Below are 23,406 nucleotides of genomic sequence, written 5' to 3' on the forward strand. Positions count from 1 at the left end.
GGGCGTATCCTGAAACAGGAGGCCGCCATGCCCTGGACCAGTCTGATCGTCTATGTCGACGATGAAGCCGACAACCCCGCCCGCCTGACCGAAGCCTGCGCCTTGGCCAGCGCGCATGGGGCGCGGCTGATCGGGGTGTCGGGCTGCGCGCCCGAGACGCCGGTGGCCGACGCCTATGGGGCGGGCATATTGCTGGGCGAGGTGATGGCGGCCCAGCAGGCGCGCAACGAAACCACGCTGAAGTCCGCCGAGCAGAGGTTCCGCGGCGCGATCGAGGCGGCGGGCGTCGAGGGCGAGTGGCGCGGCGACGTCGGCGATCCGACCGGCCTGACTCTGCGCTGCCTGAGGGCGGCGGACGCGGCCTTGGTCGGGCGCGACGCGGGCGGAGCCAGCGCCTGGTGCGCGCCGCACCCTGCGGACCTGGCCATGCGCTCGGGGCGGCCGGTGGTGGTTCTGCCGCCCAACCCGATCCGTTCGATGGTGGACGCGCCGGTGCTGCTGGCCTGGACCGACACGCGCGAGAGCCGTTTGGCGGCTCAGGCGGCCCTGCCTCTGTTGAAACGCGCCGACGGGGTGCGGGTGGTCGAACTGTGCGACCCGGACGATACCGACGGCGCCCGCTTGCGGACGCAGGATGTCGCGCGCTGGCTGGCGGGGCACGGCGTCGCCGCCGAGCCGGACGCTCGCGCCCACGACGACCGCCCGCACGGCCGTCGCCTGATCGACTGCGCCGAGGAGATGGGGGTGGGGCTCATGGTCTCCGGCGCTTGGGGGCATGCGCGGATGCGGCAGTGGATCTTCGGCGGGGTGACGCAGACGTTGCTGAACGAAGCGCCCGTGGCGCTGATGCTGGCGCACTGACTTTCCTTCTCCCCTTGCGGGAGAAGGTGGCGGCCGCAGGCCGACGGATGAGGGGGTGCGCTGTCGGTGAGAGACCCCTCATCCGACCTCGCTTCGCTCGGCCACCTTCTCCCACAAGGGGAGGAGGAAGAGCTAGGCGAACGGGTAGGGGCTGACGGACTTGGACCAGTCGTCGACCGTCAGGGCGCGGCCGACCGGCGGGGCGGCGCGTTCGGCGCAGGGGTGGCGTTCGCACAGGCGGCAGGCCGGGCCGATGGGCGTGACCTCGGGTTTCTGCAGGTCCAGACCGCGGGCGTAGGTCAGGCGGTGGGCGTGGCGAAGCTCACAGCCCAGGCCTATGGCCAGATCATGCCCCTCGGTGAAGGCGTCCTGGCCTTGACGGTCAACGGTGCGGGCCAGGGTGAACCAGCGCCCGCCGTCAGGCGTCTCGATGATCTGGGTGACGATGCGGCCCGGCGTGCGGAAGGCCGAGTGCAGCCGCCAACGCGGACAGGCGCCGCCGAAGCGCGAGAAGGGAAAGGCGCCGGAGGCGTATCGCTTCGACACATTCCCCGCCTGATCCACCCGCATCAGGAAGAAGGGCACGCCGCGCGCCGTCGGCCGCGACAGGGTGGTCAGCCGGTGGGCGATCTGCTCGAAACCGACGCCGAACCGGGCCTGGAGCCGGGCCAGGTCATAGCCGGTTTCCTCGGCCGTGCGCTGGAAGGCGGCGTAGGGCATCAGCACGGCGGCGGCCAGGGTGTTGGTCAGCGAGGTCTTCAGCAGGTTGCGCGTCGGTGCGTCGGGAGCGTTCGCCGCCTCGGTCAGGGCCTGAAGCTCAGGCCCGTGCTCCATCAGGGCCAACTGATTGGCGACGGCGAAGGCGCGCGACGACGGGCCTAGCGCATCGGACAGCAGCAGCCGCCCCCGGTGCGGGTCGAAACGGCGGGTCCACTCGACCATGACCTCGACGGGCAGGGTGCGGACCGTCAGGCCGTGGCGGGCGAACAGTCGGGCGCGGGCCAGAGCCTCGAAGCCTTCGTCGGGGGCGGGGGCCTCGGCGTGCAGGGCGTCGTGCAGGGCCTCGCCCAAGGCGTCGAGGTCGGGGAAGTGGTTATGGCGGGACTGGACGTATTCGCGCACCCATTCGGACGGGCTGTCGGTCGGGGCCGCGCCGCCGCCCGCCTCGATCTCGGCCCGGTCGCGCACGCGGCGGTCGGTGAAGGCGCGATAGAGGCGCAGCACGGCGTCGGCGGCGGCGGGCTGATCCTCGGCCAGTTGCATGATCTCGTGACGGGGCACGGCCAGACCCTGAAACAGGGGATCGGCGAAGACCTCGGCCAGTTCCGCCTCTGACGCCGGGCCGCCGGACTGGCCGAGATTGCGCAGGTCGACGTCATAGGTCTCGGCCAGCCGCAGCAGCAACTGGGCCGAGACGGGGCGCTGGTTGCGCTCGATATGGTTCAGATAGGAGGGCGAGACGCCCAGGTCCGCCGCCATCGCCGTCTGCGACAGGTCGAGATCGCGCCGCAGCCGCTTGAGGCGGCCGCCCAGGAACAGCTTGCGATCAGCGGCGGCGTTCATGGCGGGATCATGTCACATCATGACTTCATGGCAAGTGTCATGATGTGACCGTTTGACTTGAATGATGCGTCTGGTTCTGTGTCATTCGTGACGGATGCGTGTTCAGGTCTTGGGGACGGCGGCTGCGGCCGCGCCTTATCGAGACCGAGACGAACATGACGACCTTCGCCGATCTGGTTCCTTCGCCCGCCGGCCGTTTCGACGGCATCGAGCGCCCTTATTCGCCTGAAGACGTCCTGCGTCTGCGCGGCTCGGTGCCGATCACCCATACGCTGGCCGAACGCGGCGCCAACCGCCTGTGGGAGCTGCTGCACAGCGAGCCCTATATCAACGCCCTGGGCGCCGTGACCGGCAATCAGGCGATGCAGATGGTCCGCGCGGGCCTGAAGGCCATCTATCTGTCGGGCTGGCAGGTCGCGGCCGACGCCAATACGGCCAGCGCCATGTACCCGGACCAGTCGCTGTATCCGGCCAACGCCGCGCCGGAACTGTGCCGCCGCATCAACCGCACCCTGCAGCGCGCCGACCAGATCGAACACGCGGAAGGCGGCGCCAAGCGCGACTGGTTCGCCCCCATCGTCGCCGACGCCGAGGCCGGCTTCGGCGGACCGCTGAACAGCTTCGAGATCATGAAGGCCTTCATCGAGGCGGGCGCCGCGGGCGTCCACTTCGAGGACCAGCTGGCGTCCGAGAAGAAGTGCGGCCACCTGGGCGGCAAGGTGCTGATCCCGACCCAGGCGCATGAGCGCAACCTGATCGCCGCCCGCCTGGCCGCCGACGTCTGCGGCACGCCGACCCTGACGGTGGCGCGCACCGACGCCGAGTCGGCTCAGCTGATCACCTCGGACATCGACGAGCGGGACCACCCCTTCATCGACCGCGAGAACCGCACGCCGGAAGGCTTCTATCGCCTGAAGCCGGGCACGGGTCTGGACCACTGCATCGCGCGCGGCCTGTCCTACGCCAAATACGCCGACCTGCTGTGGTGGGAGACCTCGCACCCCGATCTGGACGATGCGAAGAAGTTCGCCGAGGCGGTCCAGAAAGAGCATCCGGGCAAGCTGATGGCCTACAACTGCTCGCCCTCGTTCAACTGGGAAGCCAAGCTGGACAAGGACACCATCGCCAAGTTCCAGCGCGAGCTGGGGGCCATGGGCTACAAGTTCCAGTTCGTGACGCTGGCGGGCTTCCACAGCCTGAACAACGGCATGTTCGAGTTGGCCAGCGGCTACCGCGATCGCGGCATGGCGGCCTATTCGGAGCTGCAACAGCGCGAGTTCGCCAACGAGGCGACCGGCTACACCGCCACGCGCCACCAGCGCGAGGTCGGCACTGGCTACTTCGACGATGTCGCCACGGTCATCTCTTCGGGCCAGTCCTCGACGACGGCCCTGAAGGACTCGACCGAAACCGCCCAGTTCCACGCCGCCTGAGTTCCACGCCTCACAGGAAAGGAAATGACATGGAGCCCATGACCCGTCCGCAAGCCATCATCGACTTCTGCCTGGCGCCGCTGGCGCTGGATGGATCGATCGAGGCCGAGCGCGAAGTGCGCCGCCGTCTGGAGCACGTGCTCAAGACCTTCGAGGCCAAGGCGGTCCGTCCACTGAGCGTGGATTTCTCGACCATGCCCAGCCAGGTCATCAACGAGGCGGCGCACGGCTACGAGTGAGCCGCGTCGGCATTGAAAGAAGGAGACCTCAGGCCGCGGCTTCCGCGGCCTGAGGCGTCTGTGCCGTCAGGTCCGAGACCATGGCCAGAAGGTCTTCGACGCTGAAGGGCTTGGCCATATGGCGGTCGGCGCCGGCGGCCAGGGCCTCGTCCAGATGTTGGGCCAGGGCGTTGGCGGTCAGCATGACCACGGGAACGTGCGGCAGGCCCATGACCGCCTCGTGCAGACGGATTTCCCGCACGGCGGACAGGCCGTCCATGACCGGCATCTGCATGTCCATCAGCACCAGGTCGAAGGCCTGGGCGCGATAGGCCTCCACCGCCTGGGCGCCGTTCTCGACCGAGACGAGATCGAAAGCGGCGCTGTCCAGGATCAACTCGACGACGCGGCGATTGGTCGGATGATCGTCGGCGGCCAGGATGCGCAGGCGGCGCGGCGCGGCTTCTGCGTCCGGCGCGGCGACGACGGCGTCCTTCAGGACGGGACGCAGCGGGACGGCCGGCGCCTGGGCCGGCTTGAGCGGCAGGCTGAGGATGAAGGCGGCGCCCGCGCCCGGCTCGCTCTCGCAACCCAGGTCGCCGCCCATCATGGCCGCCAACTCGCGGCAGATCGCCAGGCCCAGGCCAGAGCCGCCGTAGTGGCGGGTAATGTCGCCGTCGGCCTGTTCAAAGCGGTTGAACAGACGCGCTTGCGTCTGGGCGTCGAAGCCGATGCCGGTGTCCTGAACCACGAAGCGCAGGGTCTGGGGCGCCTCGGCCGGGACGGCGTCGACGGTCAGGCTGACGAAGCCGGAGGCGGTGAACTTGACGGCGTTGGAGACGAGGTTGGTCAGCACCTGCTTCAGGCGTACCGGATCGCCATAGGTCCACACCTGGGCCTCGGGCGCGACCTCGACAATGAACTGCAGCCCCTTGTCCCTGGCGGCGGCGGCGTAGAGGAGGGCGGCTTCCTCCACCGTGCGGGCCAGGTCGAGCGGTTCCTCCTTCAGCTCCAGTCGACCGGATTCGACGCGGGCCAGATCCAGAATGTCGCTGAGCAGGGTCTGGAGAGTGCGGCTGGACGACTGGATCAGCTCGAGCATTTCCTGCTGGTGCTGCGACAGTTCGGTGCGCGTCAGCGCCTGGGCCACGCCGATCACGCCGTTCAGGGGCGTGCGGATTTCATGGCTCATATTGGCCAGGAAGCGGCTCTTGGCGCGATTGGCGGCGTCGGCGGCGTCGGCGGCGTCGCGCGCCTCGGCGAGGGCGTCGGCGTTGCGCTTCAGGTCGCTGATGTCCGAGCAGACGGTGACGGCGCCGCCGCCGACGGTGGGGCGGTCCTGGACGCGCAACCAGCGGCCCGCGACTTGCATTTCGCGCGGCGCGAGGAGCGTTCTGCGGCTGGTCAAGCGCTCTGAGATCCAGGCCTCTTCGCGACCGATCGCGTCAGCGTAGACGCCGGCCTTGATGCCGACCTCGAGCACCTCGCGGAAGGAGACACCGGGCCGCAGCACGGGGGCCAGATACGGGTGAATCTCGCTGTAGCGCTGATTCCACATGACGAGGCGGTCATCGGCGTCATAGACGCCGACGCCGTCGGGCATGGCCTGCACGGCTTCCAGAAGCTGCCCCAGGACGCTGCGTCGCGACCACCAGATCATGCCGGTGAAGAAGGCGGCCACGCTGAGGGTCAGAGCCACGCCGAGGGCGATCCACAAGGTGACGACGGCGGCGCTCGCCCCTTGGCTGAGAAGCACGCCCGGCGCGGGGGTCAGGCTTACCGCCGTCATGGCGATGAAGTGCAGCCAGGCGACGCCGCCGGAAGATAGGGCCGTGGCGGCGGCCAGACCGCGCCACTTGTTCATCGCAGGCAGCCAGGCGACCGCGCTGAAAAGGACAAGCGCGCCCGCCACGGCCAGAACGACCCGCGGCGCGTTCCAGGTCAGGACCGCCCCGGACAGGCGCATCGCATCCATGCCGACGAAGTGCATGGCCGCGACTCCGGCCGTGATGACGGCGCCGGCGGACAGGGCGGAGCGGCGCCGCCAGCCTGTCTCGGTCGCGCCGACCAGATGCAACTGCATGGCGACCCAGAAGGCGGCCGTGACGATCACCAGCGACAGGAAAGTCTGCAAGGGATCGTAGCGGATATCCACCCCGACGTCGTAGGCCAGCATGGCGATGAAGTGGGTCGTCCACACGCCCAGTCCGGCGACCAGCGGCGCCGACAGGGTGTAGGGACGACGCGCGCGGGGCGACAGGCGACGGGCGCGTTCGGACAGAAGCAGGGCGATGCCGATGCTGAAGACGCAAGCCAGGATGGCCAGGGAGGCGATTCGCCAGTCGTGGCGTTCAACCAGACAGCCCAAGACGCCGCCCATCATGATGCTCCCTCAGCCCCTAGCCGTTCCGCCGTAAATCCGTGAAGAAACCAAGCTACACATCCCGTGCGTCGATCCGGCCGACTCAGCAGGCTGCCGACGAACCATAGGTCGTGCTGCTGAATAATGAGATAACGTCGGTCTAGATGCCTTACGATCACTCTCCGTCACCTGTCGCGCCTATGGCGTCGTCCCGGCTGTGGACCGCCGGCGCCAGCGGGGGCGTCGCCATCCTGGTGATGGCGGTCCTGGCGGTGATGAAGCCGGAGCTGGCGGGCTGGCTGGCGGCGGGGGCCGTCGCGGTCGCGCTGGCGACCTGGCTGGTTAACCGCAACCCGCCGGCGGCCGCCGATGAGATGGAATTCGAGCCCGGCGCCGTCGATCTGGGGCCTGATGCGGCCCTGCTGGGCGATGTGTTCGAAGCGCTGGACGATCCCTTGCTGATCATCAGCGGCGGCGAGGCCGACGACATCGCCGGACGCCGCATCGCCCTGGCCAATGCAGCGGCGCGCGAGCTGTTCAAGCTGAACGGGACGGGCGGGGGGCTGCTGGTCTCGGTGCTGCGCGAGCCGCGCGTGCTGGAGGCGGTGGACGAGGCTCTGTTCGAAGGCGTCGGCGCCGAGGTCGATTATGTCGGCGGCGGCGTTCAGGAGCGGCACTGGCGAGCCTTCGTGCGTCCTCTGCCGACGCGCGAGGCTTCGGCCTGGGGCGGCGGGGCGCTGACGCTGCTGGCGCTGCGCGACGAGACGGACGTGCGCCGCATGGAGAAGATGCGCGTCGACTTCCTGGCCAACGCCAGCCACGAACTGCGCACGCCGCTGGCGTCGCTGTCGGGGTTCATCGAGACGCTGAAGGGCCACGCCAAGGACGACCCCAAGGCGCGTGACAAATTCCTCGACATCATGGCGGTGCAGGCCGACCGGATGCGGCGGCTAGTCGCCGATCTGCTGTCGCTGAGCCGGATCGAGCTGAACGAACACATCGCGCCCCTGGGCCGGGTCAACCTGGCGCGGGCGACGGCCGATGTGGTCGATGCGGTCAGCGTCATCTCCAGCGAGCGGCAGGTGACGATCCATGCGGAGCTGCCGCATGGCGGCGCGGCCGTGACCGGCGACCGGGACGAGATCGCCCAGGTGGTGCAGAACCTGATCGACAACGCTCTAAAATATTCCAGCGCAGGCGGGACCATCGAGGTCGGCATCGAGATCGACCGCACTCTGAACGAGGCCATGGCGGCGCGGATGAGCGAGGGCAACCGCCTGTCCCTGGCGACCCCCGACCGCGAGACGGGCCAGCGCTACGCCGTCGTCACCGTGCGCGACCACGGGCCGGGCATGGCGCGCGAGCACCTGCCGCGCCTGACGGAGCGATTCTATCGCGTTGAGGGCCAGAAGAGCGGCGATCGACAGGGCACGGGCCTGGGCCTGGCCATCGTGCGCCACATCATCATTCGCCACCGGGGCGGCCTGTCCGTGGACAGCGCGCCGGGGCATGGGGCGATCTTCGCGGCCTGTTTCCCCCTGGCTCCGCCATCCGAAGCGTGAAGTCCGGGTTCGGAGCGATCGTCATGGACCTGCGACATTGCGGCTGGGCGTCGTAACAGAACTGTCATCCAGCCGTCTTAATCCGCTGACGTATCGCAGGCAGTTTCCCGGCCGAAACGCACCGAACCCGGCGCGTTCCTGATTCCTGCGCTGATCGGACCGGATGATCTGGATTTTCCTGCTGCTGCTGATCGCCTTCGCCGTCCTTGCCTATGTGGCCGGGCGGGCCTTGGCCGTTCGCCGGAGCCAGGGGGCGAAGTCGCATTCGCGTCCTGGCCAACATGGGCTTTACGCCCTGATTTGGGTCGGGGTTCCGGCGCTGGCGATGCTGATCGCCGCCTCGGTCTTCTCGACCTCCATCGAGGAGCAGATGATGCGGGCGGGCGCGCCTGACAGCGTCACCCAGCTGGAGCCGTTCCGCCGCGAGGCCTTCTTCGCCGACGCCCGCCTGGTCGGCGCCGGGCAGGAGGCGCGCCAGATCTGGCCCGCGCCCTATGCCGAGGAACTGCCCGCCGAGGGGCGCCGCGCCCACCGCATCGCCGCCGCCCTGAACTGGGGCGGGGGCGTCGCCGCCCTGATCGCCGCCGTGCTGGGCGGCCTGTTCGTCTTCACCCGCATCCGCCCGGACCTGCGCGCGCGCAACAAGGTCGAAGGCTGGATCACCGGCGTCCTGTTCGCCTGTTCGGCGGTGGCGGTGCTGACCACGGTCGGCATCATCTTCTCGCTGGTGATCGACTCCTTGCGCTTCTTCAGCATGGTGCCGATCACCGAGTTCCTGTTCGGGACCAAGTGGAGCCCGCAGATCGCCATTCGCGCCGATCAGGTCGGGTCGTCGGGCGCCTTCGGGGCCGTGCCGCTGTTCGCGGGCACCTTCCTGATCATGGCCATCGCCATGGCGGTGGCCGCCCCGATCGGCCTGTTCTCGGCCGTCTATCTGTCGGAATATTCGGGCAAGAAGACCCGCGCCCTGGTCAAGCCGGCGCTGGAAGTCCTGGCGGGCGTGCCGACCGTGGTCTACGGCTTCTTCGCCGCCCTGACGGTGGGGCCGGCGCTGCGCGTCTTCTTCAACGGCATCGGCGACATGCTGATCGGCGGGCCGTTCAATGAGCTGGGCCTCTATCTGTCGCTGGTCCAGAACCAGATGGCCCTGGTCGCGGGCGCGGTCATGGGGATCATGCTGATCCCCTTCGTCAGCTCCCTGTCGGACGACATTCTGAACGCGGTGCCGCAGTCCCTGCGCGACGGCTCCTACGCCATGGGCGCCACCAAGTCCGAGACGATCAAGAAGGTGCTGCTGCCCGCCGCCCTGCCGGGCGTGGCCGGGGCCCTGCTGCTGGCCGTGTCGCGCGCCATCGGCGAGACCATGATCGTGACCATGGCCGCCGGTCTGGCCGCCAAGCTGACCCTGAACCCGCTGGAGACGGTCACGACCGTCACCGTCCAGATCGTCACCCTGCTGACCGGCGACCAGGAGTTCAACAGTCCCAAGACCCTGGCCGCCTTCGGCCTGGGGCTGACGCTGTTCGTCGTCACCCTGCTGCTCAACATCGTCGCCATGCGCATCGTGCAAGCCTATCGGGAACAGTATGACTGACGCCGCCTCTCCCTCGACCGGCGTCAGCCCGCGCACCCAGCGCCTGAAAAGCCGCCTGCGCGCCCGCTATGCGCGTGAGACCCGCTTCCGCTGGTACGGCCGCGCGGCCATCGGCGTGGCCCTGACCTTCCTGGTGATCCTGCTCGGCAGCATCGTCACCCAGGGCTACACTGCCTTCTACGCCCACACCGTGACCCTGCCGGTGTATATGGACCCGGCGCGGATCGACCGTTCCTATCCGCAGGGCGCCAATTTCGAGCAGATCGTCGCCGAGCAGCAGATCCGCCGCCTGGGGATCCAGGACGACGAACAGGGAACCAAGGCCTCGGCGATGAAGGCCCTGCTGTCCTCGGAGCTGAAGTTCCAGGCCGCCAAGATGATCGCGCGCCAGCCCAGCCTGCTGGGCCAGACCGTGCCGGTCGCCGCGCCGCTGTCGGACGACGCCGAGATGTATCTGAAGGGCAAGATCACGCGCGATCAGCCCGAGGACCAGCGCCGCGTCACCAATGAGCAGATGGACTGGCTGGATCGGATGAAGGCCTCGGGCGCCGTGCGCGCCCACTTCAACGCCGCCCTGTTCACCAAGGGCGACTCGACCCAGCCGGAGCTGGCGGGCCTGTTGGGCGCCGTGGTCGGGTCGGCCCTGATGCTGATGGTGACGGCCCTGATCGCCATCCCTGTCGGAGTCGGCGCCGCCGTCTGGCTGGAGGAATATTCGCCGCGCAACCGCATCACGGCGATCATCGAGGTCAACATCAACAACCTGGCCGCCGTGCCGTCCATCGTCTACGGCCTGCTGGGTCTGGCGCTGTTCATTAACTTCATGCACCTGCCGCGCGCCAGTCCGCTGGTCGGGGGTCTGGTGCTGGCGCTGATGGCCCTGCCGACCATCATCATCGCCACGCGCTCGTCGCTGAAGGCTGTTCCGCCCTCGATCCGCGAGGCGGCCCTGGCCATGGGCGCCAGCCGCACCCAGACGGTGTTCGGCCACGTCCTGCCGCTGGCCATGCCCGGCGTGATGACTGGCGCCATCATCTCCATGGCCCACGCCCTGGGCGAGACGGCCCCGCTGCTGCTGATCGGCATGATCAGCTTCGTGCCGGGCGTGCCGCACGCCATCGACGAACCCGTCGGCGCCCTGCCGTCGCTGATCTACATCTGGGAGAACGCCTCGGAGCGCGCCTTCCACGAACGGACGGCGGCCGCCATCCTTGTCCTTCTCGCCTTCATGATCGTCATGAACGCCGCCGCAGTCTTGCTGCGCCGTCGCTTCGAACGCCGGTGGTAAATCTTATGAAGTCCCGCATCTTCCGCGCTCCCGATGGCTCGTCGACCGGCGGCGCCGCCGAGGCCGCCACCCTGTCGACCGCCCCGGCCGTCGGCGCCCACGCCTCGGCGCCGCTGGGCCCGATCAAGATCGCCGCGCGCGACATCTGCGTCTTCTATGGCGAGAAGCAGGCCCTGTTCGACGTCTCGCTGGAGATTCCGGACAAGACGGTTACGGCGCTGATCGGTCCGTCGGGCTGCGGCAAGTCGACCTTCCTGCGGACCATGAACCGCATGAACGACACCATCCCCGGCACCCGCGTGACCGGCCGGATCGACATGGACGGCGCGGACATCAACGACAAGAAGATCGACCCGGTGCTGCTGCGCGCCCAGGTCGGCATGGTGTTCCAGAAGCCGAACCCCTTCCCCAAGTCGATCTATGAGAACGTGGCCTATGGGCCCAAGATCCACGGCCTGGCCTCGACCAAGGGCGAGATGGACGAGATCGTCCAGAAGTCGCTGAAGCGCGCCGGTCTGTGGGACGAGGTCGCCGACCGCCTGCACTCGCCGGGCACCGGCCTGTCGGGCGGCCAGCAGCAGCGTCTGGTCATCGCCCGCGCCATCGCGGTCGAACCCGAAGTCATCCTGATGGACGAGCCCTGCTCGGCGCTGGACCCGATCGCCACGGCCAAGATCGAGGAGCTGATCGACGAACTGCGCGAGCGTTACTGCATCGTCATCGTCACCCACTCGATGGCGCAGGCGGCCCGCGTGTCGCAGCGCACGGCCTTCTTCCACATGGGCAAGCTGGTCGAGACCGGCGACACCGAAGAGATCTTCACCAACCCGCGCGAAAAGCGCACGCTCGATTACATCACCGGCCGCTTCGGCTGAGGACGCGACGATGAACCAGCATACGGTCAAGGCTTACGGCGACGAGCTGAACCAGTTGACGGCCGAGGTGGTCCGCATGGGCGGCCTGGCCGAGGCCCAGGTGGCGGACGCCATCGAATCCGTCGCCCGCCGCGACGTGGCGCTGGCCAAGGCGGTGGTCGAGCGCGACAACCGCCTGGACGCCCTGCATCGCGACATCGAGAAGAAGGCGATCCGCCTGATCGCCCTGCGCCAGCCGGTCGCCAGCGACCTGCGCCGGACGCTGGGGGCGATGAAGCTGGCTTCGGACCTGGAACGGACCGGCGACCTGGCCAAGAACATCGCCAAGCGGGCGCTGATCCTGGCCGAGGCCGAGCCGATGCAGCCGCTGACCCGCTCGATCGAGCGGATGGGGCGGCTGGTGTCGAACCGGCTGCGCGACGTGCTGGACGCCTATACGGCCTCTGAGATCGAACGCGCCCTGTCGGTCTGGCAGACCGACGACGAGGTGGACGAGCACTACAACGCCCTGTTCCGCGAACTGCTCACCTATATGATGGGCGACCCGCGCACGATCACGGCCTGCACCCACCTGCTGTTCATGGCCAAGAACCTTGAGCGGATCGGCGACCACGCGACCAATATCGCCGAGACGGTCCACTATGAGATCACCGGCGAGGACATGCTGGGCGAGCGGCCGAAGGCCGTGCCCGGCCCTGGCGAAGAGCCGACGCCGACCCCGCATCTGTCTGCGTCGCCCGACGCGGCGGACGACTGACACCCCTACATCGCTGACGACTTCGACGAACCGGAGAGGCTGACGTGCAACCCTATATCCTGGTGATGGAAGACGAGGACGCCCTGGCCACCCTGCTCCAGTACAATCTGGAGAAGGAAGGCTATGACGTGGCCGTCGCCGCCGACGGCGAGGAGGGGATGCTGCAGATCGACGAGCGCACCCCCGACCTGATCCTGCTGGACTGGATGCTGCCCAAGCTGTCGGGCATCGAGGTGTGCCGCCGTGTGCGCGGCCGGGCCGAGACCCGTAACCTGCCGATCATCATGCTGACCGCGCGCGGCGAGGAGACGGACCGCGTGCGCGGTCTGGACACCGGCGCCGACGACTATATGACCAAGCCCTTCTCGATGACGGAGCTGACCGCGCGCATCCGCGCCGTTCTGCGCCGCATCCGTCCGGGTCTGGCCGACGACCGGGTCAATCACGCCGACATCATCATGGACCGCGTCGCCCACCGCGTCAGCCGCGCAGGCCGCGAGGTGCATCTGGGCCCGACGGAGTTCCGCCTGCTGGACCACTTCCTGAAGCATCCGGGCCGGGTGTTCAGCCGCGAACAGCTGCTGGACGCAGTCTGGGGCTCGGACGTCTATGTCGAGGCCCGCACCGTCGACGTCCACGTCGGCCGCCTGCGCAAGGCGCTGAACGTCGAAGGCACGGTCAACCCGATCCGCACCGTGCGCTCGGCGGGCTACTCGCTGGACCTGAATAACTAGGCGGTGACTCCTCTGGCGCGGGCCACGACGCTCCACGCCGCTCCACCCCCTGCCGTCATCCTCGGGCTTGACCCGAGGATCCAGCCGTCCGCCTGCACGGCGTTGAACGGGTGAGCGCGCCGTCGCCCTGGATCCTCGGGTCAAGCCCGAGGATGACGGCGTGTAGAGGCGGGAAACGGAGCGTATGGGGCGAAGTTCGGGCGTGCGGGGGCGGGGAGCAGGAGCTTAACTTTTCTTCATCTGCATCTGTGCGCCCCTGCCGCCGCCTCTGAACGACGACGTCGCATCGGGGGAGGGAAGTCATGCCGGACGCAGTGATCGCCATGTGGGGCTGGGTCGGCGCCGTCGCGCTGGCGGCTGGGGCGGCGGCCGTGCTGTCGCGCGGCAAGGTGCGCTGGGGCTGGCTGGTCGCGGGCCTGTTGCTGATGGCGGTCTATGACGTCGTGCTGACGCGCGGCTATGGCCATATCCCGCTGGATTTCGGACACTCGCGCTGGAACTGGGAGGGCAAGACGCTGGCCGTGCTGCTGTCGCTGGCGGTCGCCAGCCTGCCTGTCGTCGGATGGCGACGCAGCGGCTTGACCCTGCATCAGGACCGGCAGGGACTGAAGGGCGGGCTGATCCTGTCGGGCCTGCTGGTCCTGCTGTTCCTCGGCCTGGCGATCTGGGCGCCGGGCGAGGGGTTCGACGCCGACAGTCTGGCTTTCCAACTGACCATGCCGGGGCTGGACGAAGAAATCTTCTATCGCGGGGTGCTGCTGCTGATCCTGAACGAGGCGTTCGGGCGGCCGTTCCGCGCGCTGGGGGCGCAGATGGGCTGGGGCGCGGTTCTGACGGCGCTGGCGTTCGGCCTGACCCACGCGCTGGGCTATCAGGACGGCGCCTTCACCTTCGACTGGGCGCCGATGGCGACGACGGGTCTGGCGGGGCTGCTGCTGGTCTGGCTGCGTGAGAAGACCGGCAGCGTGCTGCTGCCGGTCCTGCTGCACAACTACGGCAACGCCGTCTTCATGCTGATCTGAGAGATCAGGCCTCGGCCGTCTCTAGCTCGGCCGGGTCGATCTCATAGTTGGTCGAGCAGTATTCGCACGTCACGCGGATCTTGCCGTCGTTCTCGACCATTTCGGCGCGCTCTTCCGCCGGGAAGGACTGCAGCACGCTGGCGATGCGGTCCTTCGAGCAGCGGCAGACGGCGGCCAGGGTCTTGGCGCCTTCCAGCCGCACGCCGTCCTCGTGGAACAAACGGTACAGCAGGGTCTCGGCGCTGATGATCGGGTCGATCAGCTCGTCGTCGCCGAGGGTGGCGAACAGGGCGCGGGTGCGCTCCCACACCTCTTCGGTCGAGCCGCGCGACTCGTCGCCGGCGATGACCTGAATCATTGCCCCGCCGGCGCGCCAGGTGCGGCCCGCGTCCGTCTCTACCTCGCCGACGGCCAGGCGCACCTTGGTCGGCACCTGTTCGGACTGGGAGAAGTAGTGTTCGGCGCACAGCGACAGGCTCTCGCCCTCGATGGGGGTCACGCCCTGGGTGCGTTCGAAGTCGGCGCCGCGGTCCACCGTCATGATGAAGACGCCGCCGCCCAGCAGGGTTTTGGCCCCCGGACGGGCGAAGCCTTCCGACGCCTTGGCCACCTCTTCCGGGTCGAACCGGCAGAAGCCGCGCAGATGGCCGTCCGTGCCGTAGTCGGCGACGACATAGCGGACCGGGCCGTCGCCCTGAGCCTGGACGATCAGGCGGCCGTCGAACTTCAGCGCCGAGCCGACGATGGCGGCCAGGACGCAGGCCTCGCCCAGCAGGGCGGCGACCGGCTCGGGATAGGCGTGGGCCGACAGGATCTTGTCGACCGCTTCGCCCAGGCGGACCAGGCGGCCGCGCACCGGCCAGCCTTCGATCTGGAAGGCGGCGGCGAAGTCGTCCGTCGGGGCGGCGATGGGGGCGTCGGGCGCGTGATCGGTCACGGCGTGAAATCCTGAAAACTGTCGGAAGCGGCGCAACATAGGGAGCCGAAGCCCGCTTGGTAAGGGGAGGGCGTGTCGCCCGCGCCACGGCCCCGTGCGGTTTAACGTGCGGTTCGGCAAGCTTGACCGGACGCAGGGAACCCTTTGTGCTGAAGCTCGCTCCTTTAGGAACCGAAACCGCTTCCTTCCCCAAGAGGTCTGACATGATGGATCGTGAGTTCAACGTCGTGGACGAGGTCCGCAAACACCCTGGAATCACTGCGGGCGTCGTGGCCGTCCTGGCGGGCGTGGGCCTGGCGACCATCCTGCTGAACCAGCGCTCCGGCCCGACCCGCTATGAGCGGATCAAGACGCGCATCGACCCGCGCGGCTGGTTCGACGCCGAGGCCCTGCGTCACCGCTTTGACGACATCGCGCGCGGCGTGCGTCACGGGGCGGACGACCTGACCCATCGCGCGGCCGACCTGGGCGACTACGCTCATGAACGGGCCGGACGTTTCGGCGCCGACGCCCGCGATCGGGCTGACGAATGGTATCGCCGCACCAAGAAGAAATCGCGCCGTCCGATGCGCCGCTACACCAAGCAGGCGCGCCGCTATGCCGAGGACGCCGGCGACTTCGCCCGCGATCACGCCAAGGAAGGCGGCGCCCTTCTGGCCGTGGCCACCATCGCCGCAATGATTGGCGCGGCGGCCCTTGAAAGCCGCCGTCGGGGCGGAAACGGCGGCCGTTGAACCGGTTTTCAGCGGTAAATAGAAAAATCGTGCGGAAAGGGGTGCTGCGGCGCCCCTTTTCATTGCTGCGAATGCGAAGAAGGTCTAGAGCCCGCGCATGATCTCGCCTGTCTTCATCTTCGACTTCGATTCCACCCTGGTTCGCATCGAGACGCTGGAGGCGTTGGCCGAGCTGGCGCTGAAAGACGCGCCCGACGCCGCCGAGCGCAAGGCCCGGATCGCGGCCCTGACCGACGACGCCATGAACGGCCGCATCGGCTTCGGCGAGGCGCTGAAACAGCGGCTGGACCTGCTGGCGCTGCGCCGCGAGCACGTCGAGGCCCTGACCGATCGGATTCTGGACGAGGCGACGGTCTCCATCCGCCGCAACGTTGACTTCTTCCAGCGCAACGCCGAGCGCATCTACATCCTGTCGGGCGGCTTCCGCGAAGTGATCGCCCCCCTGGCCGAGCGGCTGGGCGTGGCGGCCGATCATGTGCTGGCCAACGACCTGATCTATGACGACGAAGGCCGCGTGACGGGCGCGGACACGACCAACCCACTGTCGCGCGAGAACGGCAAGCCCGAGGTGATCCGCGCGCTGGGTCTGGAAGGGCCGGTGGTCATGGTCGGCGACGGCTGGACCGACGCCGAGGTCAAGATCCAGGGCGCGGCCGACCGCTTCTACGCCTTCACCGAGATCGAGCGCCGTCCCAAGGTGATAGAAGTCGCCGACGCCGTCGCCGCCTCGCTGGACGAGGTGCTCTACGCCGAGGGCGTGGCCGGGCGCTGGTCCTATCCGCGCAACCGTATCCGCATGCTGCTGCTGGAGAACGTCCACCCTGCCGCCGTCGAGCGGCTGGAGGAGGCGGGCTATAGCGTCGAGACCATGAAGGGCGCGTTGGATGAGGACGACCTGATCGAGGCGATCAAGGGCGTGCACGTTCTGGGCATCCGCTCCAAGACCAATGTCAGCCGCAAGGTGCTGGACGCGGCGGACCGGCTGATGGCCGTGGCGGCCTTCTGCATCGGCACCAATCAGGTCGATCTGGACGCGGCGGCGGACAAGGGCGTGGCTGTGTTCAACGCCCCCTATTCCAACACCCGCTCGGTGGTCGAACTGGCCATCGGCATGATGATCGTCCTGATGCGCGACGTGGCTGACAAGTCGCGCGAGATGCACAAGGGCGTGTGGAACAAGTCGGCGACCGGGTCGCGCGAAGTGCGCGGCAAGACGCTGGGCATCGTCGGCTACGGCGCCATCGGCAGCCAGCTGTCGGTGCTGGCCGAGAACCTGGGCATGCGGGTGCTGTTCTATGATCTGTCGGAACGACTGGCGCTGGGCAATGCGCGGCGGATGCGCTCGCTGGACGCCCTGCTGGCCGAGGCGGACGTGGTGACGCTGCACGTCGACGGCCGCAAGGAGAACGCCGCCATCATCGGCGCCGATCAATTCGCGAAGATGAAGCCGGGCTCCCTGTTCCTGAACCTGTCGCGCGGCCATGTGGTCGATGTGGATGCGATGGCGGCGGCGCTGAAGTCCGGTCGTCTGGGCGGGGCGGCGGTCGACGTCTTCCCCGAGGAGCCGCGCACCAACGCCGACCCGTTCGACAGCCCTCTGGTCGGTCTGGACAAGACCATCCTGACCCCGCACATCGGCGGCTCGACCGAAGAGGCGCAGGAAGCCATCGCCGAGTTCGCGGCGGAGCGGCTGCTGGGTTATCTGAACCGGGGCGACACCACCTTCTGCGTCAACCTGCCGAACGTGCAGCTGGCCGAGGTGACGCGCGCGCACCGACTGCTGCACATCCACCGCAACCAGCCGGGCGTGCTGGCCGAACTGAACCGCGCCCTGTCGGATGCGGGGCTGAACATCCTGGGCCAGCACCTGAAGACGGACGAGCGGACCGGCTATGTCATCACCGACGTTGACCGCGACTATGACCGCGAGGCGCTGACGGCGCTGAAGCTGCTTCCCGGCACAATCCGCTTCCGCCGGCTGCATTAGGGGCGCGCTCTTTTGATGCCGCTCATCCCGGCGGACGCCGGGATCCAGTGCTTTGGCCACAAATTCAGCGTTCGAAGGTTCGCCCCTTTATGCGTCCTCACACTAACGGTGGAGGGCGTTGCTCTTACTGGATCCCGGCGTCCGCCGGGATGAGCGGGTCGCAATGTACTAGGCTGATCGTCGATCACCTTCCGTCACGTCATCTTGCGTCCTGAGAAAAGCGGCGCAGAGTGCGGGGTAACGACCGCATACGGACGGTCGATGGGAGGGAAATCGATGTCTCGTCTTCTTCGCGGAGCGGCGCTGGCCGCTCTGAGCCTGGCCGCCGTATCCGCCGCCGGGACCGCCTCGGCCCAGAGCTACAACCGTCTGGTGGTGTTCGGCGACAGCCTGTCGGACAACGGCAACCTGTATCTGGCGACGGGCGGATCGACCCCGACCTCGCCGCCCTATGGCGCGGGGCGATTCTCCAACGGGCCGGTGTTTACCGAGCGGCTGGGCTTCACCGCCGCCAACTTCATGGGGCCGGTGACGGGCAACATCAACTACGCCTTCGGCGGGGCGCGCACCGATAGCCAGGCCCAGCCGCTGGGGATGCGGCTGCAACTGGCCCAGTACCAGCAGCGCGGCGGAACTTTCGGCGCCAATGACCTGGTCAGCGTGCTGGGCGGGGCGAACAACATCTTTCAGGGACTGCCGGCGGCGGGGGTCTCGACCAATCCCACGGCGAGCATTACGCCGGTGGCGCAGAGCGCCGCAGCCGACATCAACTTCATCGTCAACGGCATCGCCCAGGCAGGTGCGGGTACAGTGCTGGTCACGAACCTGCCGAAGCTGAGCCTGACGCCGCAGTTCCGCGGCACAGCGGCCGCGCCGCTGGCCGACTTCGCCGTCACCACCTTCAACGGCGCTCTGTTGACCGGGCTGAACACGACGGCGGCGGCGCGGCCAGGAACGAACATCATCCTGATGGACCTGTTCAAGGTCGGGGACGTGATCGCCAACAACCCCAGCGCCTTCGGCGTGTCGAACGTGACCCAGGCCTGCTTCAACGGCGTGACGCTGTGCTCCAACCCGGACGACTACTTCTATTTCGACGGGGTTCACCCGACGGCCAAGGGGCATGCGGTGATCGCGCGTCTGGCGAACGACTACCTCTATTACGGCGATCTGGGCAGCCAGACGGCGGTGCTGGGCGAGACGGCCTGGCGGCACCGCGAGGACGCGCTGGACGGCTCGACCGCCGCCCTGTCGGGGCGTGAGGCGTGGACGGGCGGAACCTCGATCTCGGTCGAGGGGCTGGTCGACAAGACCGAGACCGACGCGCGCGGCGCCATCGGCGAGGCGTCCTCCGACGGCTACGGCGTGCGCATCGCGCTGGAAAGCGGCACGGAGAGCCTGCGCTTCGGCCTGGCCGGATCCTATCGCAACGCCGATGTGGACGCGGGCGCCCTGCGCGCCGACGTCGACAGCTTCGGGCTGGACGTCTACGGCGGCTGGCGCTCGGGCGACCTGTTCGTCAATGCGGCGGCGGGCGTGGCTCAGGACGACTTCAACGACATCAACCGCCTGACCAGCTTGGCGCCGGTCGTCCACAGCGGTTCGACGCGCGGCGTCTCGACGGGCGCGCGGCTGCAGGGCGGCATGTGGTTCGATCTGGGCGGTTTCGCCCTGTCGCCGCGCGCGGCGGTGGCCTGGACCAACGCCGACGTGGACGGCTTCAACGAGCAGGGCCCGGCGGCGCAGTACGCCTATGCTGACCGTTCGGTGCAGGCGACGACGGCTGAGATCGCCCTGCGCGCGGAGGGCGGGACCGAGCGGGTCCGCTTCTACGCCGAAGGCGGTTACCGCGACACGCTGAGCGATGACAGCGACGCCGTGCGCACCGGCATCCTGGGCAACCCGGCCCAGGTTCTGGCCCGCGACGTAGATCTGCCGTTCGGCGGGCAGGTGCTGGCCGCCGCCGGGATCGAGGGCACGGTCATGGAGCGGCTGAAGGTGTCGATCGGCTACAAGGGCCGCTTCGGCGACCATGCCGACAGCCATATGGCGGCGGTGAAACTCAGCCTGCCGCTGTAGGTCTTGAAACGAAGGTTTCCGAGGTGCGACCCCGTGTCGCCCTCGGAGCGCCCCATTCATGTCCCGGTGAAATTGCAAAAGACGGTCAATTCCGGCCGTCGGCGACGTTGAATTTTCGCCATCCGCGCGCGTGTTTCGCGCCTTTCTGACGGCTCCTCCGCGCTGACCAAGCGCTCAGAATGAGTCGTTAGAGTATGCGTTTAGTTCCTCCGGCCGTGCGGCCGCATGTGATCCGTTTCGGCCAGACGGGCGTCCTGGCCGGTCTGGCGGTTCTGGCCATGGCGGCCGCGCCCGTCGGCATGATTTCCGGCGCGCCCGAGAAGGTCGTCGACATCTCTGCCCCTATCGCCCCGCCGGTGAAGGCGGTGGCTGAACCCGCCGGTCCGGTCACCCGCAAGATCGTCTTCGAGGCCCCGTTGAAGGGCTATCGCATCAACTCGCCCTTCGGCCTGCGCAAGCTGGCGATTGAGGCCAAGGCGCGGGCGCACAAGGGCGTGGACATCGCCGCCCCGACCGGCACCGGCGTCTTCGCCACGACCGAGGGCAAGGTGCTGCGCGCCGGCTATCAGGCGGGCGGCTACGGCAACTTCATCGAGATGCAGCACCCCAACGGCATGACCAGCCTGTACGGCCATCTCAGCCGCATCGACGTGCATACGGGCAAGGTGGTGGCGGCCGGCGAGCGTATCGGCCTGGTCGGCTCGACGGGCTATTCGACCGGCCCGCATCTGCACTTCGAGGTGCGTCGGAACGGCGGCCAGATCGATCCCGCCAAGATCGTCGGCCAGAGCTTCGATATCCGGGTGAAGGCCCCGGCCTGATGCGTCAGGCGGCGCGGCATCATGACCAAACCGTAATGTAAAATACCCTTTCCATTACCTGCGCGCTGTCGTTAGATTCGATCCTTGGGCTTTTTGCAGGGGGACCGAATGGTCGCGGCGCTGACGCTGGACGGAATCAGCAAGAGATATGGCGGCTTTCAGGCCGTCTCCGACCTGAGTTTTCAGGTAGAGAAGGGCTCGATCTGCGGCTTCCTGGGACCGAACGGGGCGGGCAAGACCTCGACCCTGCGGATGATTCTGGGGCTGCAGCCGGCCACCAGCGGCCGTATCGACATCCTGGGCGCGGACGACGGGCGCAAGGTGCGCGACCGGATCGGCTTCCTGCCTGAGGAGCGGGGCCTCTACAAGAAGATGACGCCGGTAGACGCCATCGCCTTCTTCGGCGGGCTGAAGGGCCTGCCCCTGCCCGAAGGCCGCCGTCGCGGCCGCGAGATGCTGGAGCAGATGGGCCTGGGCGAGGCCAGCAAGAAGAAGATGAAGGAGCTATCCAAGGGGATGGCCCAGAAGGTCCAGCTGATCGCCTCGGTGGTGCATCAGCCGGAGTTCGTGATTCTGGACGAGCCGTTCTCGGGTCTCGATCCGATGAACCAGCAGGGGCTGGAGGCCATGATCCGCGCCCTGGCCGACAATGGGGCGACGGTGCTGTTCTCGACCCACGTCATGCAGCACGCCGAGCGTCTGTGCGACAAGGTGGTGCTGTTGGCCCGCGGCCGTAAGGCGTTCGAGGGCACGGTGGACGAGGCGCGGGCGACGTCGCCGCGCTTTCTGGAGCTGGAAGGGGCGCTGGATCGCAACGCGGTCGCCGCCCTGCCGGGCGTCAGCGGCATCGAGATTCTGGCTGAGGACGGCGCCGTCAGCACCCTGCGCGTCGGCCTGACGCCGGGAGCCGAGGCGCAGAGCGCCCTTCGCGCCGCCTTCCTGGGCGGGCTGGACGTGCGGCGCTTCCAGATGAAGGAGCCGACCCTGCACGACGCCTTCATCGCCCTGACCGGCGACCACCCGGACGAAGATCAGTCCGTCTCCAAGACCGATAAAGCGGGAGCCGCCTGATGAACCGGATTCTTCTGATCGCGCGCCGCGAGTTCCTGGCCTACGCCAAGACGGTCGGCTTCTGGCTGTCGCTGCTGGCGTTTCCGCTGTTCGCTGTGCTGGGCGGCGCCATTCCGGTGCTGATGAAGCATGCGGAGCCGGTGCGCGAGGCCGTCATCGTCGATGAAACCCCGGCCGGGTCCGGCCTGGCCGCCGCCGTGCGCCAGGCGCTGGAGACCGAACGCGGACGCACCGATATCGCCGCCCTGCGTATGGCCGCCGTGCCCGAGTCGGGGACGGCGGGGGGCGACCGGGTGCGCGAGGCCGCCGAGAAGGGTGGTTTCGACGCCGGGCTTGAGGCGCTGAAGAAGGAGGCCCCGCGCGCCGCCGCTGGCTTCAAGACGCCCAAGCGCTCCTTTGAACTGGTCGAGGCGCCCGCTGAGCTGATGGCTGCCGCTCCGGGCGAGGCGCGCGACGCCCTGGCCCGCCGCTATGTCGACAAGGATGCGCCCGAGAGCGAGCGTCTGAACGCCGTGGTCTTTCTGACCGAAAAGGACGGCCAGCCCGGTGCGCGCGTCTGGACCGGCCGCGCCACCGACGACGTCGTGGAAGACGCCGTGCGCGACGCCCTGAAGTCCGCCAACCGCAGCCGTGTCTTCGTGTCCAGCGGCATCGACCCCTCTGTGGTGGCGCAGACCGAGCGCTTCCGGCCCGAGGTTTCGGTCTTCTCGCCGCGCGCGGCGTCGGGGGGCGAGGTGTCGTTCCGCGATAAGCTGCCGGTGATCGTCGGCCTGGCGGTCGGCTTCATCCTGTGGTCGCTGATCATCACCGGCGCCTCCATCCTGCTGAACAGCGTGATGGAGGAGAAGTCGAACAAGATCCTGGAGGTGCTGCTGTCCTCGGCCTCGGCGACCGAGATCCTGGCGGGCAAGGTGCTGGGCGTGGCCCTGCTGACCCTGGCCGTGCTGGGCGCCTGGGGCGGCATCGGCGCCATCGGCCTGATCGCCACCGTGCCCGACGTGGCGCGGGACATCGGTTCGGTGTTGCTGACCGACGGCCTGTTCGTCTACTTCCTGCTGTTCCTGGTCGGCGGCTATCTGATGTACGCGGTGCTGTTCGCGGCCATCGGCGCCTTCTGCGACACGCCGCGCGATGCCCAGACCCTGATGGGGCCGATCATGATGGTGTTGGTCGTGCCGATCCTGGTCATGCAGATGGCCATCCGCACCCCCGACGCCATGGTGGTGAAGGTGATCAGCCTGATCCCGCCTTTCACCCCCTTCGTCATGGCCGCGCGCGCGCCCAGCGGACCGCCCCTGATCGAGATCATCGGCGGCCTGATCGGCATGTTCCTGTTCGCGGCCCTGATGATCTGGGCGGCGGGCCGCGCCTTCCGCGCCGGCGCCCTGTCGGATGTGAAGCTGAGCTGGAAGAGCTTCATGGGCGCCGTCACGGGCCGGTGAAGCTAAGGGGAGGGAGGCTTGCCTCTCTCCCGCTCATCCCGGCGGAAGCCGGGATCCAGTGCTTTG

19 protein-coding genes are annotated in these 23,406 nt (G+C 68.3%); 16 read left to right on the forward strand and 3 right to left on the reverse strand.

Annotated elements, in window-relative coordinates:
* Nucleotides 1–27: 27 nt before the first annotated feature.
* Nucleotides 28–861 carry a hypothetical protein gene (locus AC3A3G_RS07410; protein WP_487487870.1) on the forward strand — a complete coding sequence of 278 codons (834 nt, stop codon included), beginning with the start codon at nt 28–30 and terminating at the stop codon, nt 859–861.
* Between the two features lie 132 nt (nt 862–993).
* On the opposite strand, the gene AC3A3G_RS07415 is transcribed toward AC3A3G_RS07410, so the two are convergent.
* A complete protein-coding gene (locus AC3A3G_RS07415) occupies nt 994–2,424 on the reverse strand; it encodes a helix-turn-helix domain-containing protein (protein ID WP_487487871.1) in 1,431 nt (476 codons plus the stop codon).
* 155 nt (nt 2,425–2,579) lie between these two features.
* On the opposite strand from AC3A3G_RS07415, the gene aceA reads away from it, so the two are divergent.
* Together aceA and AC3A3G_RS07425 are read left to right on the forward strand one after the other, a co-directional pair.
* Complete coding sequence (gene aceA, locus AC3A3G_RS07420; protein WP_200167759.1) at nt 2,580–3,857, forward strand: isocitrate lyase; 1,278 nt, start codon at nt 2,580–2,582, stop codon at nt 3,855–3,857.
* 29 nt (nt 3,858–3,886) lie between these two features.
* On the forward strand, nt 3,887–4,096 hold the full coding sequence (locus tag AC3A3G_RS07425; RefSeq protein WP_487487872.1) for a hypothetical protein: 210 nt from the start codon (nt 3,887–3,889) through the stop codon (nt 4,094–4,096).
* 28 nt (nt 4,097–4,124) lie between these two features.
* On the opposite strand, the gene AC3A3G_RS07430 is transcribed toward AC3A3G_RS07425, so the two are convergent.
* Nucleotides 4,125–6,458, reverse strand: a complete 2,334-nt coding sequence (locus AC3A3G_RS07430) for an ATP-binding protein (protein WP_487487873.1) — start codon at nt 6,456–6,458, stop codon at nt 4,125–4,127.
* A 179-nt stretch (nt 6,459–6,637) separates the two neighbouring features.
* On the opposite strand from AC3A3G_RS07430, the gene AC3A3G_RS07435 reads away from it, so the two are divergent.
* The 7 genes from AC3A3G_RS07435 (at nt 6,638) to AC3A3G_RS07465 (ending at nt 14,269) form a co-directional block, all read left to right on the forward strand.
* Nucleotides 6,638–7,999: a sensor histidine kinase gene (locus AC3A3G_RS07435; protein WP_368924661.1), complete on the forward strand. Its 1,362-nt coding sequence runs from the start codon at nt 6,638–6,640 to the stop codon at nt 7,997–7,999.
* Nucleotides 8,000–8,162: 163 nt separating this feature from the next.
* Nucleotides 8,163–9,593 carry a phosphate ABC transporter permease subunit PstC gene (gene pstC / locus AC3A3G_RS07440; protein WP_487487874.1) on the forward strand — a complete coding sequence of 477 codons (1,431 nt, stop codon included), beginning with the start codon at nt 8,163–8,165 and terminating at the stop codon, nt 9,591–9,593.
* Nucleotides 9,586–10,881: a phosphate ABC transporter permease PstA gene (gene pstA / locus AC3A3G_RS07445; RefSeq protein WP_312054127.1), complete on the forward strand. Its 1,296-nt coding sequence runs from the start codon at nt 9,586–9,588 to the stop codon at nt 10,879–10,881. The genes pstC and pstA overlap by 8 nt, the downstream gene beginning before the upstream one ends.
* A gap of 5 nt (nt 10,882–10,886) precedes the next feature.
* The gene (gene pstB, locus AC3A3G_RS07450; RefSeq protein WP_487487875.1) at nt 10,887–11,756 is read left to right on the forward strand and encodes a phosphate ABC transporter ATP-binding protein PstB; all 870 of its coding nucleotides are present in this window, start codon (nt 10,887–10,889) and stop codon (nt 11,754–11,756) included.
* Between the two features lie 10 nt (nt 11,757–11,766).
* Nucleotides 11,767–12,513: a phosphate signaling complex protein PhoU gene (phoU, locus tag AC3A3G_RS07455; RefSeq protein WP_003165712.1), complete on the forward strand. Its 747-nt coding sequence runs from the start codon at nt 11,767–11,769 to the stop codon at nt 12,511–12,513.
* A 44-nt stretch (nt 12,514–12,557) separates the two neighbouring features.
* Nucleotides 12,558–13,247, forward strand: coding sequence for a phosphate regulon transcriptional regulator PhoB (gene phoB / locus AC3A3G_RS07460; RefSeq protein ID WP_003165711.1), 690 nt, complete (start codon nt 12,558–12,560; stop codon nt 13,245–13,247).
* A 302-nt stretch (nt 13,248–13,549) separates the two neighbouring features.
* On the forward strand, nt 13,550–14,269 hold the full coding sequence (locus AC3A3G_RS07465) for a CPBP family intramembrane glutamic endopeptidase, BDIM_20840 family (RefSeq protein WP_200167745.1): 720 nt from the start codon (nt 13,550–13,552) through the stop codon (nt 14,267–14,269).
* Nucleotides 14,270–14,273: 4 nt separating this feature from the next.
* Here AC3A3G_RS07465 and AC3A3G_RS07470 read toward each other — a convergent pair whose 3' ends face one another.
* Complete coding sequence (locus tag AC3A3G_RS07470; protein WP_487487876.1) at nt 14,274–15,206, reverse strand: Hsp33 family molecular chaperone; 933 nt, start codon at nt 15,204–15,206, stop codon at nt 14,274–14,276.
* Nucleotides 15,207–15,409: 203 nt separating this feature from the next.
* On the opposite strand from AC3A3G_RS07470, the gene AC3A3G_RS07475 reads away from it, so the two are divergent.
* The 6 genes from AC3A3G_RS07475 to AC3A3G_RS07500 all read left to right on the forward strand — a co-directional run bounded on the left by AC3A3G_RS07475 (nt 15,410) and on the right by AC3A3G_RS07500 (nt 23,340).
* The gene (locus AC3A3G_RS07475; protein ID WP_487487877.1) at nt 15,410–15,940 is read left to right on the forward strand and encodes a hypothetical protein; all 531 of its coding nucleotides are present in this window, start codon (nt 15,410–15,412) and stop codon (nt 15,938–15,940) included.
* Between the two features lie 97 nt (nt 15,941–16,037).
* Complete coding sequence (gene serA / locus AC3A3G_RS07480) at nt 16,038–17,927, forward strand: phosphoglycerate dehydrogenase (RefSeq protein WP_487487878.1); 1,890 nt, start codon at nt 16,038–16,040, stop codon at nt 17,925–17,927.
* A gap of 276 nt (nt 17,928–18,203) precedes the next feature.
* The gene (locus tag AC3A3G_RS07485; protein WP_487487879.1) at nt 18,204–20,006 is read left to right on the forward strand and encodes an autotransporter domain-containing protein; all 1,803 of its coding nucleotides are present in this window, start codon (nt 18,204–18,206) and stop codon (nt 20,004–20,006) included.
* A 194-nt stretch (nt 20,007–20,200) separates the two neighbouring features.
* On the forward strand, nt 20,201–20,827 hold the full coding sequence (locus AC3A3G_RS07490; protein WP_292060289.1) for a M23 family metallopeptidase: 627 nt from the start codon (nt 20,201–20,203) through the stop codon (nt 20,825–20,827).
* Nucleotides 20,828–20,935: 108 nt separating this feature from the next.
* The gene (locus tag AC3A3G_RS07495; RefSeq protein WP_289647744.1) at nt 20,936–21,898 is read left to right on the forward strand and encodes an ABC transporter ATP-binding protein; all 963 of its coding nucleotides are present in this window, start codon (nt 20,936–20,938) and stop codon (nt 21,896–21,898) included.
* Nucleotides 21,898–23,340 carry an ABC transporter permease gene (locus AC3A3G_RS07500; protein WP_487487880.1) on the forward strand — a complete coding sequence of 481 codons (1,443 nt, stop codon included), beginning with the start codon at nt 21,898–21,900 and terminating at the stop codon, nt 23,338–23,340. Before AC3A3G_RS07495 ends, AC3A3G_RS07500 begins: the two co-directional genes overlap by 1 nt.
* Nucleotides 23,341–23,406 lie beyond the last annotated feature (66 nt).

It is taken from the genome of Brevundimonas sp. Soil_N_31 (assembly GCF_057655995.1).

Excerpts from the sequence above, each read along its gene's own strand:
- AC3A3G_RS07410 (WP_487487870.1), top strand. The coding sequence starts at position 28 with ATGCCCTGGACCAGTCTGATCGTCTATGTCGACGATGAAGCCGACAAC.
- AC3A3G_RS07415 (WP_487487871.1), bottom strand. The coding sequence starts at position 2,424 with ATGAACGCCGCCGCTGATCGCAAGCTGTTCCTGGGCGGCCGCCTCAAG.
- aceA (WP_200167759.1), top strand. The coding sequence starts at position 2,580 with ATGACGACCTTCGCCGATCTGGTTCCTTCGCCCGCCGGCCGTTTCGAC.
- AC3A3G_RS07425 (WP_487487872.1), top strand. The coding sequence starts at position 3,887 with ATGGAGCCCATGACCCGTCCGCAAGCCATCATCGACTTCTGCCTGGCG.
- AC3A3G_RS07430 (WP_487487873.1), bottom strand. The coding sequence starts at position 6,458 with ATGATGGGCGGCGTCTTGGGCTGTCTGGTTGAACGCCACGACTGGCGA.
- AC3A3G_RS07435 (WP_368924661.1), top strand. The coding sequence starts at position 6,638 with ATGGCGTCGTCCCGGCTGTGGACCGCCGGCGCCAGCGGGGGCGTCGCC.
- pstC (WP_487487874.1), top strand. The coding sequence starts at position 8,163 with ATGATCTGGATTTTCCTGCTGCTGCTGATCGCCTTCGCCGTCCTTGCC.
- pstA (WP_312054127.1), top strand. The coding sequence starts at position 9,586 with ATGACTGACGCCGCCTCTCCCTCGACCGGCGTCAGCCCGCGCACCCAG.
- pstB (WP_487487875.1), top strand. The coding sequence starts at position 10,887 with ATGAAGTCCCGCATCTTCCGCGCTCCCGATGGCTCGTCGACCGGCGGC.
- phoU (WP_003165712.1), top strand. The coding sequence starts at position 11,767 with ATGAACCAGCATACGGTCAAGGCTTACGGCGACGAGCTGAACCAGTTG.
- AC3A3G_RS07465 (WP_200167745.1), top strand. The coding sequence starts at position 13,550 with ATGCCGGACGCAGTGATCGCCATGTGGGGCTGGGTCGGCGCCGTCGCG.
- AC3A3G_RS07475 (WP_487487877.1), top strand. The coding sequence starts at position 15,410 with ATGATGGATCGTGAGTTCAACGTCGTGGACGAGGTCCGCAAACACCCT.
- serA (WP_487487878.1), top strand. The coding sequence starts at position 16,038 with ATGATCTCGCCTGTCTTCATCTTCGACTTCGATTCCACCCTGGTTCGC.
- AC3A3G_RS07485 (WP_487487879.1), top strand. The coding sequence starts at position 18,204 with ATGTCTCGTCTTCTTCGCGGAGCGGCGCTGGCCGCTCTGAGCCTGGCC.
- AC3A3G_RS07490 (WP_292060289.1), top strand. The coding sequence starts at position 20,201 with ATGCGTTTAGTTCCTCCGGCCGTGCGGCCGCATGTGATCCGTTTCGGC.
- AC3A3G_RS07495 (WP_289647744.1), top strand. The coding sequence starts at position 20,936 with ATGGTCGCGGCGCTGACGCTGGACGGAATCAGCAAGAGATATGGCGGC.
- AC3A3G_RS07500 (WP_487487880.1), top strand. The coding sequence starts at position 21,898 with ATGAACCGGATTCTTCTGATCGCGCGCCGCGAGTTCCTGGCCTACGCC.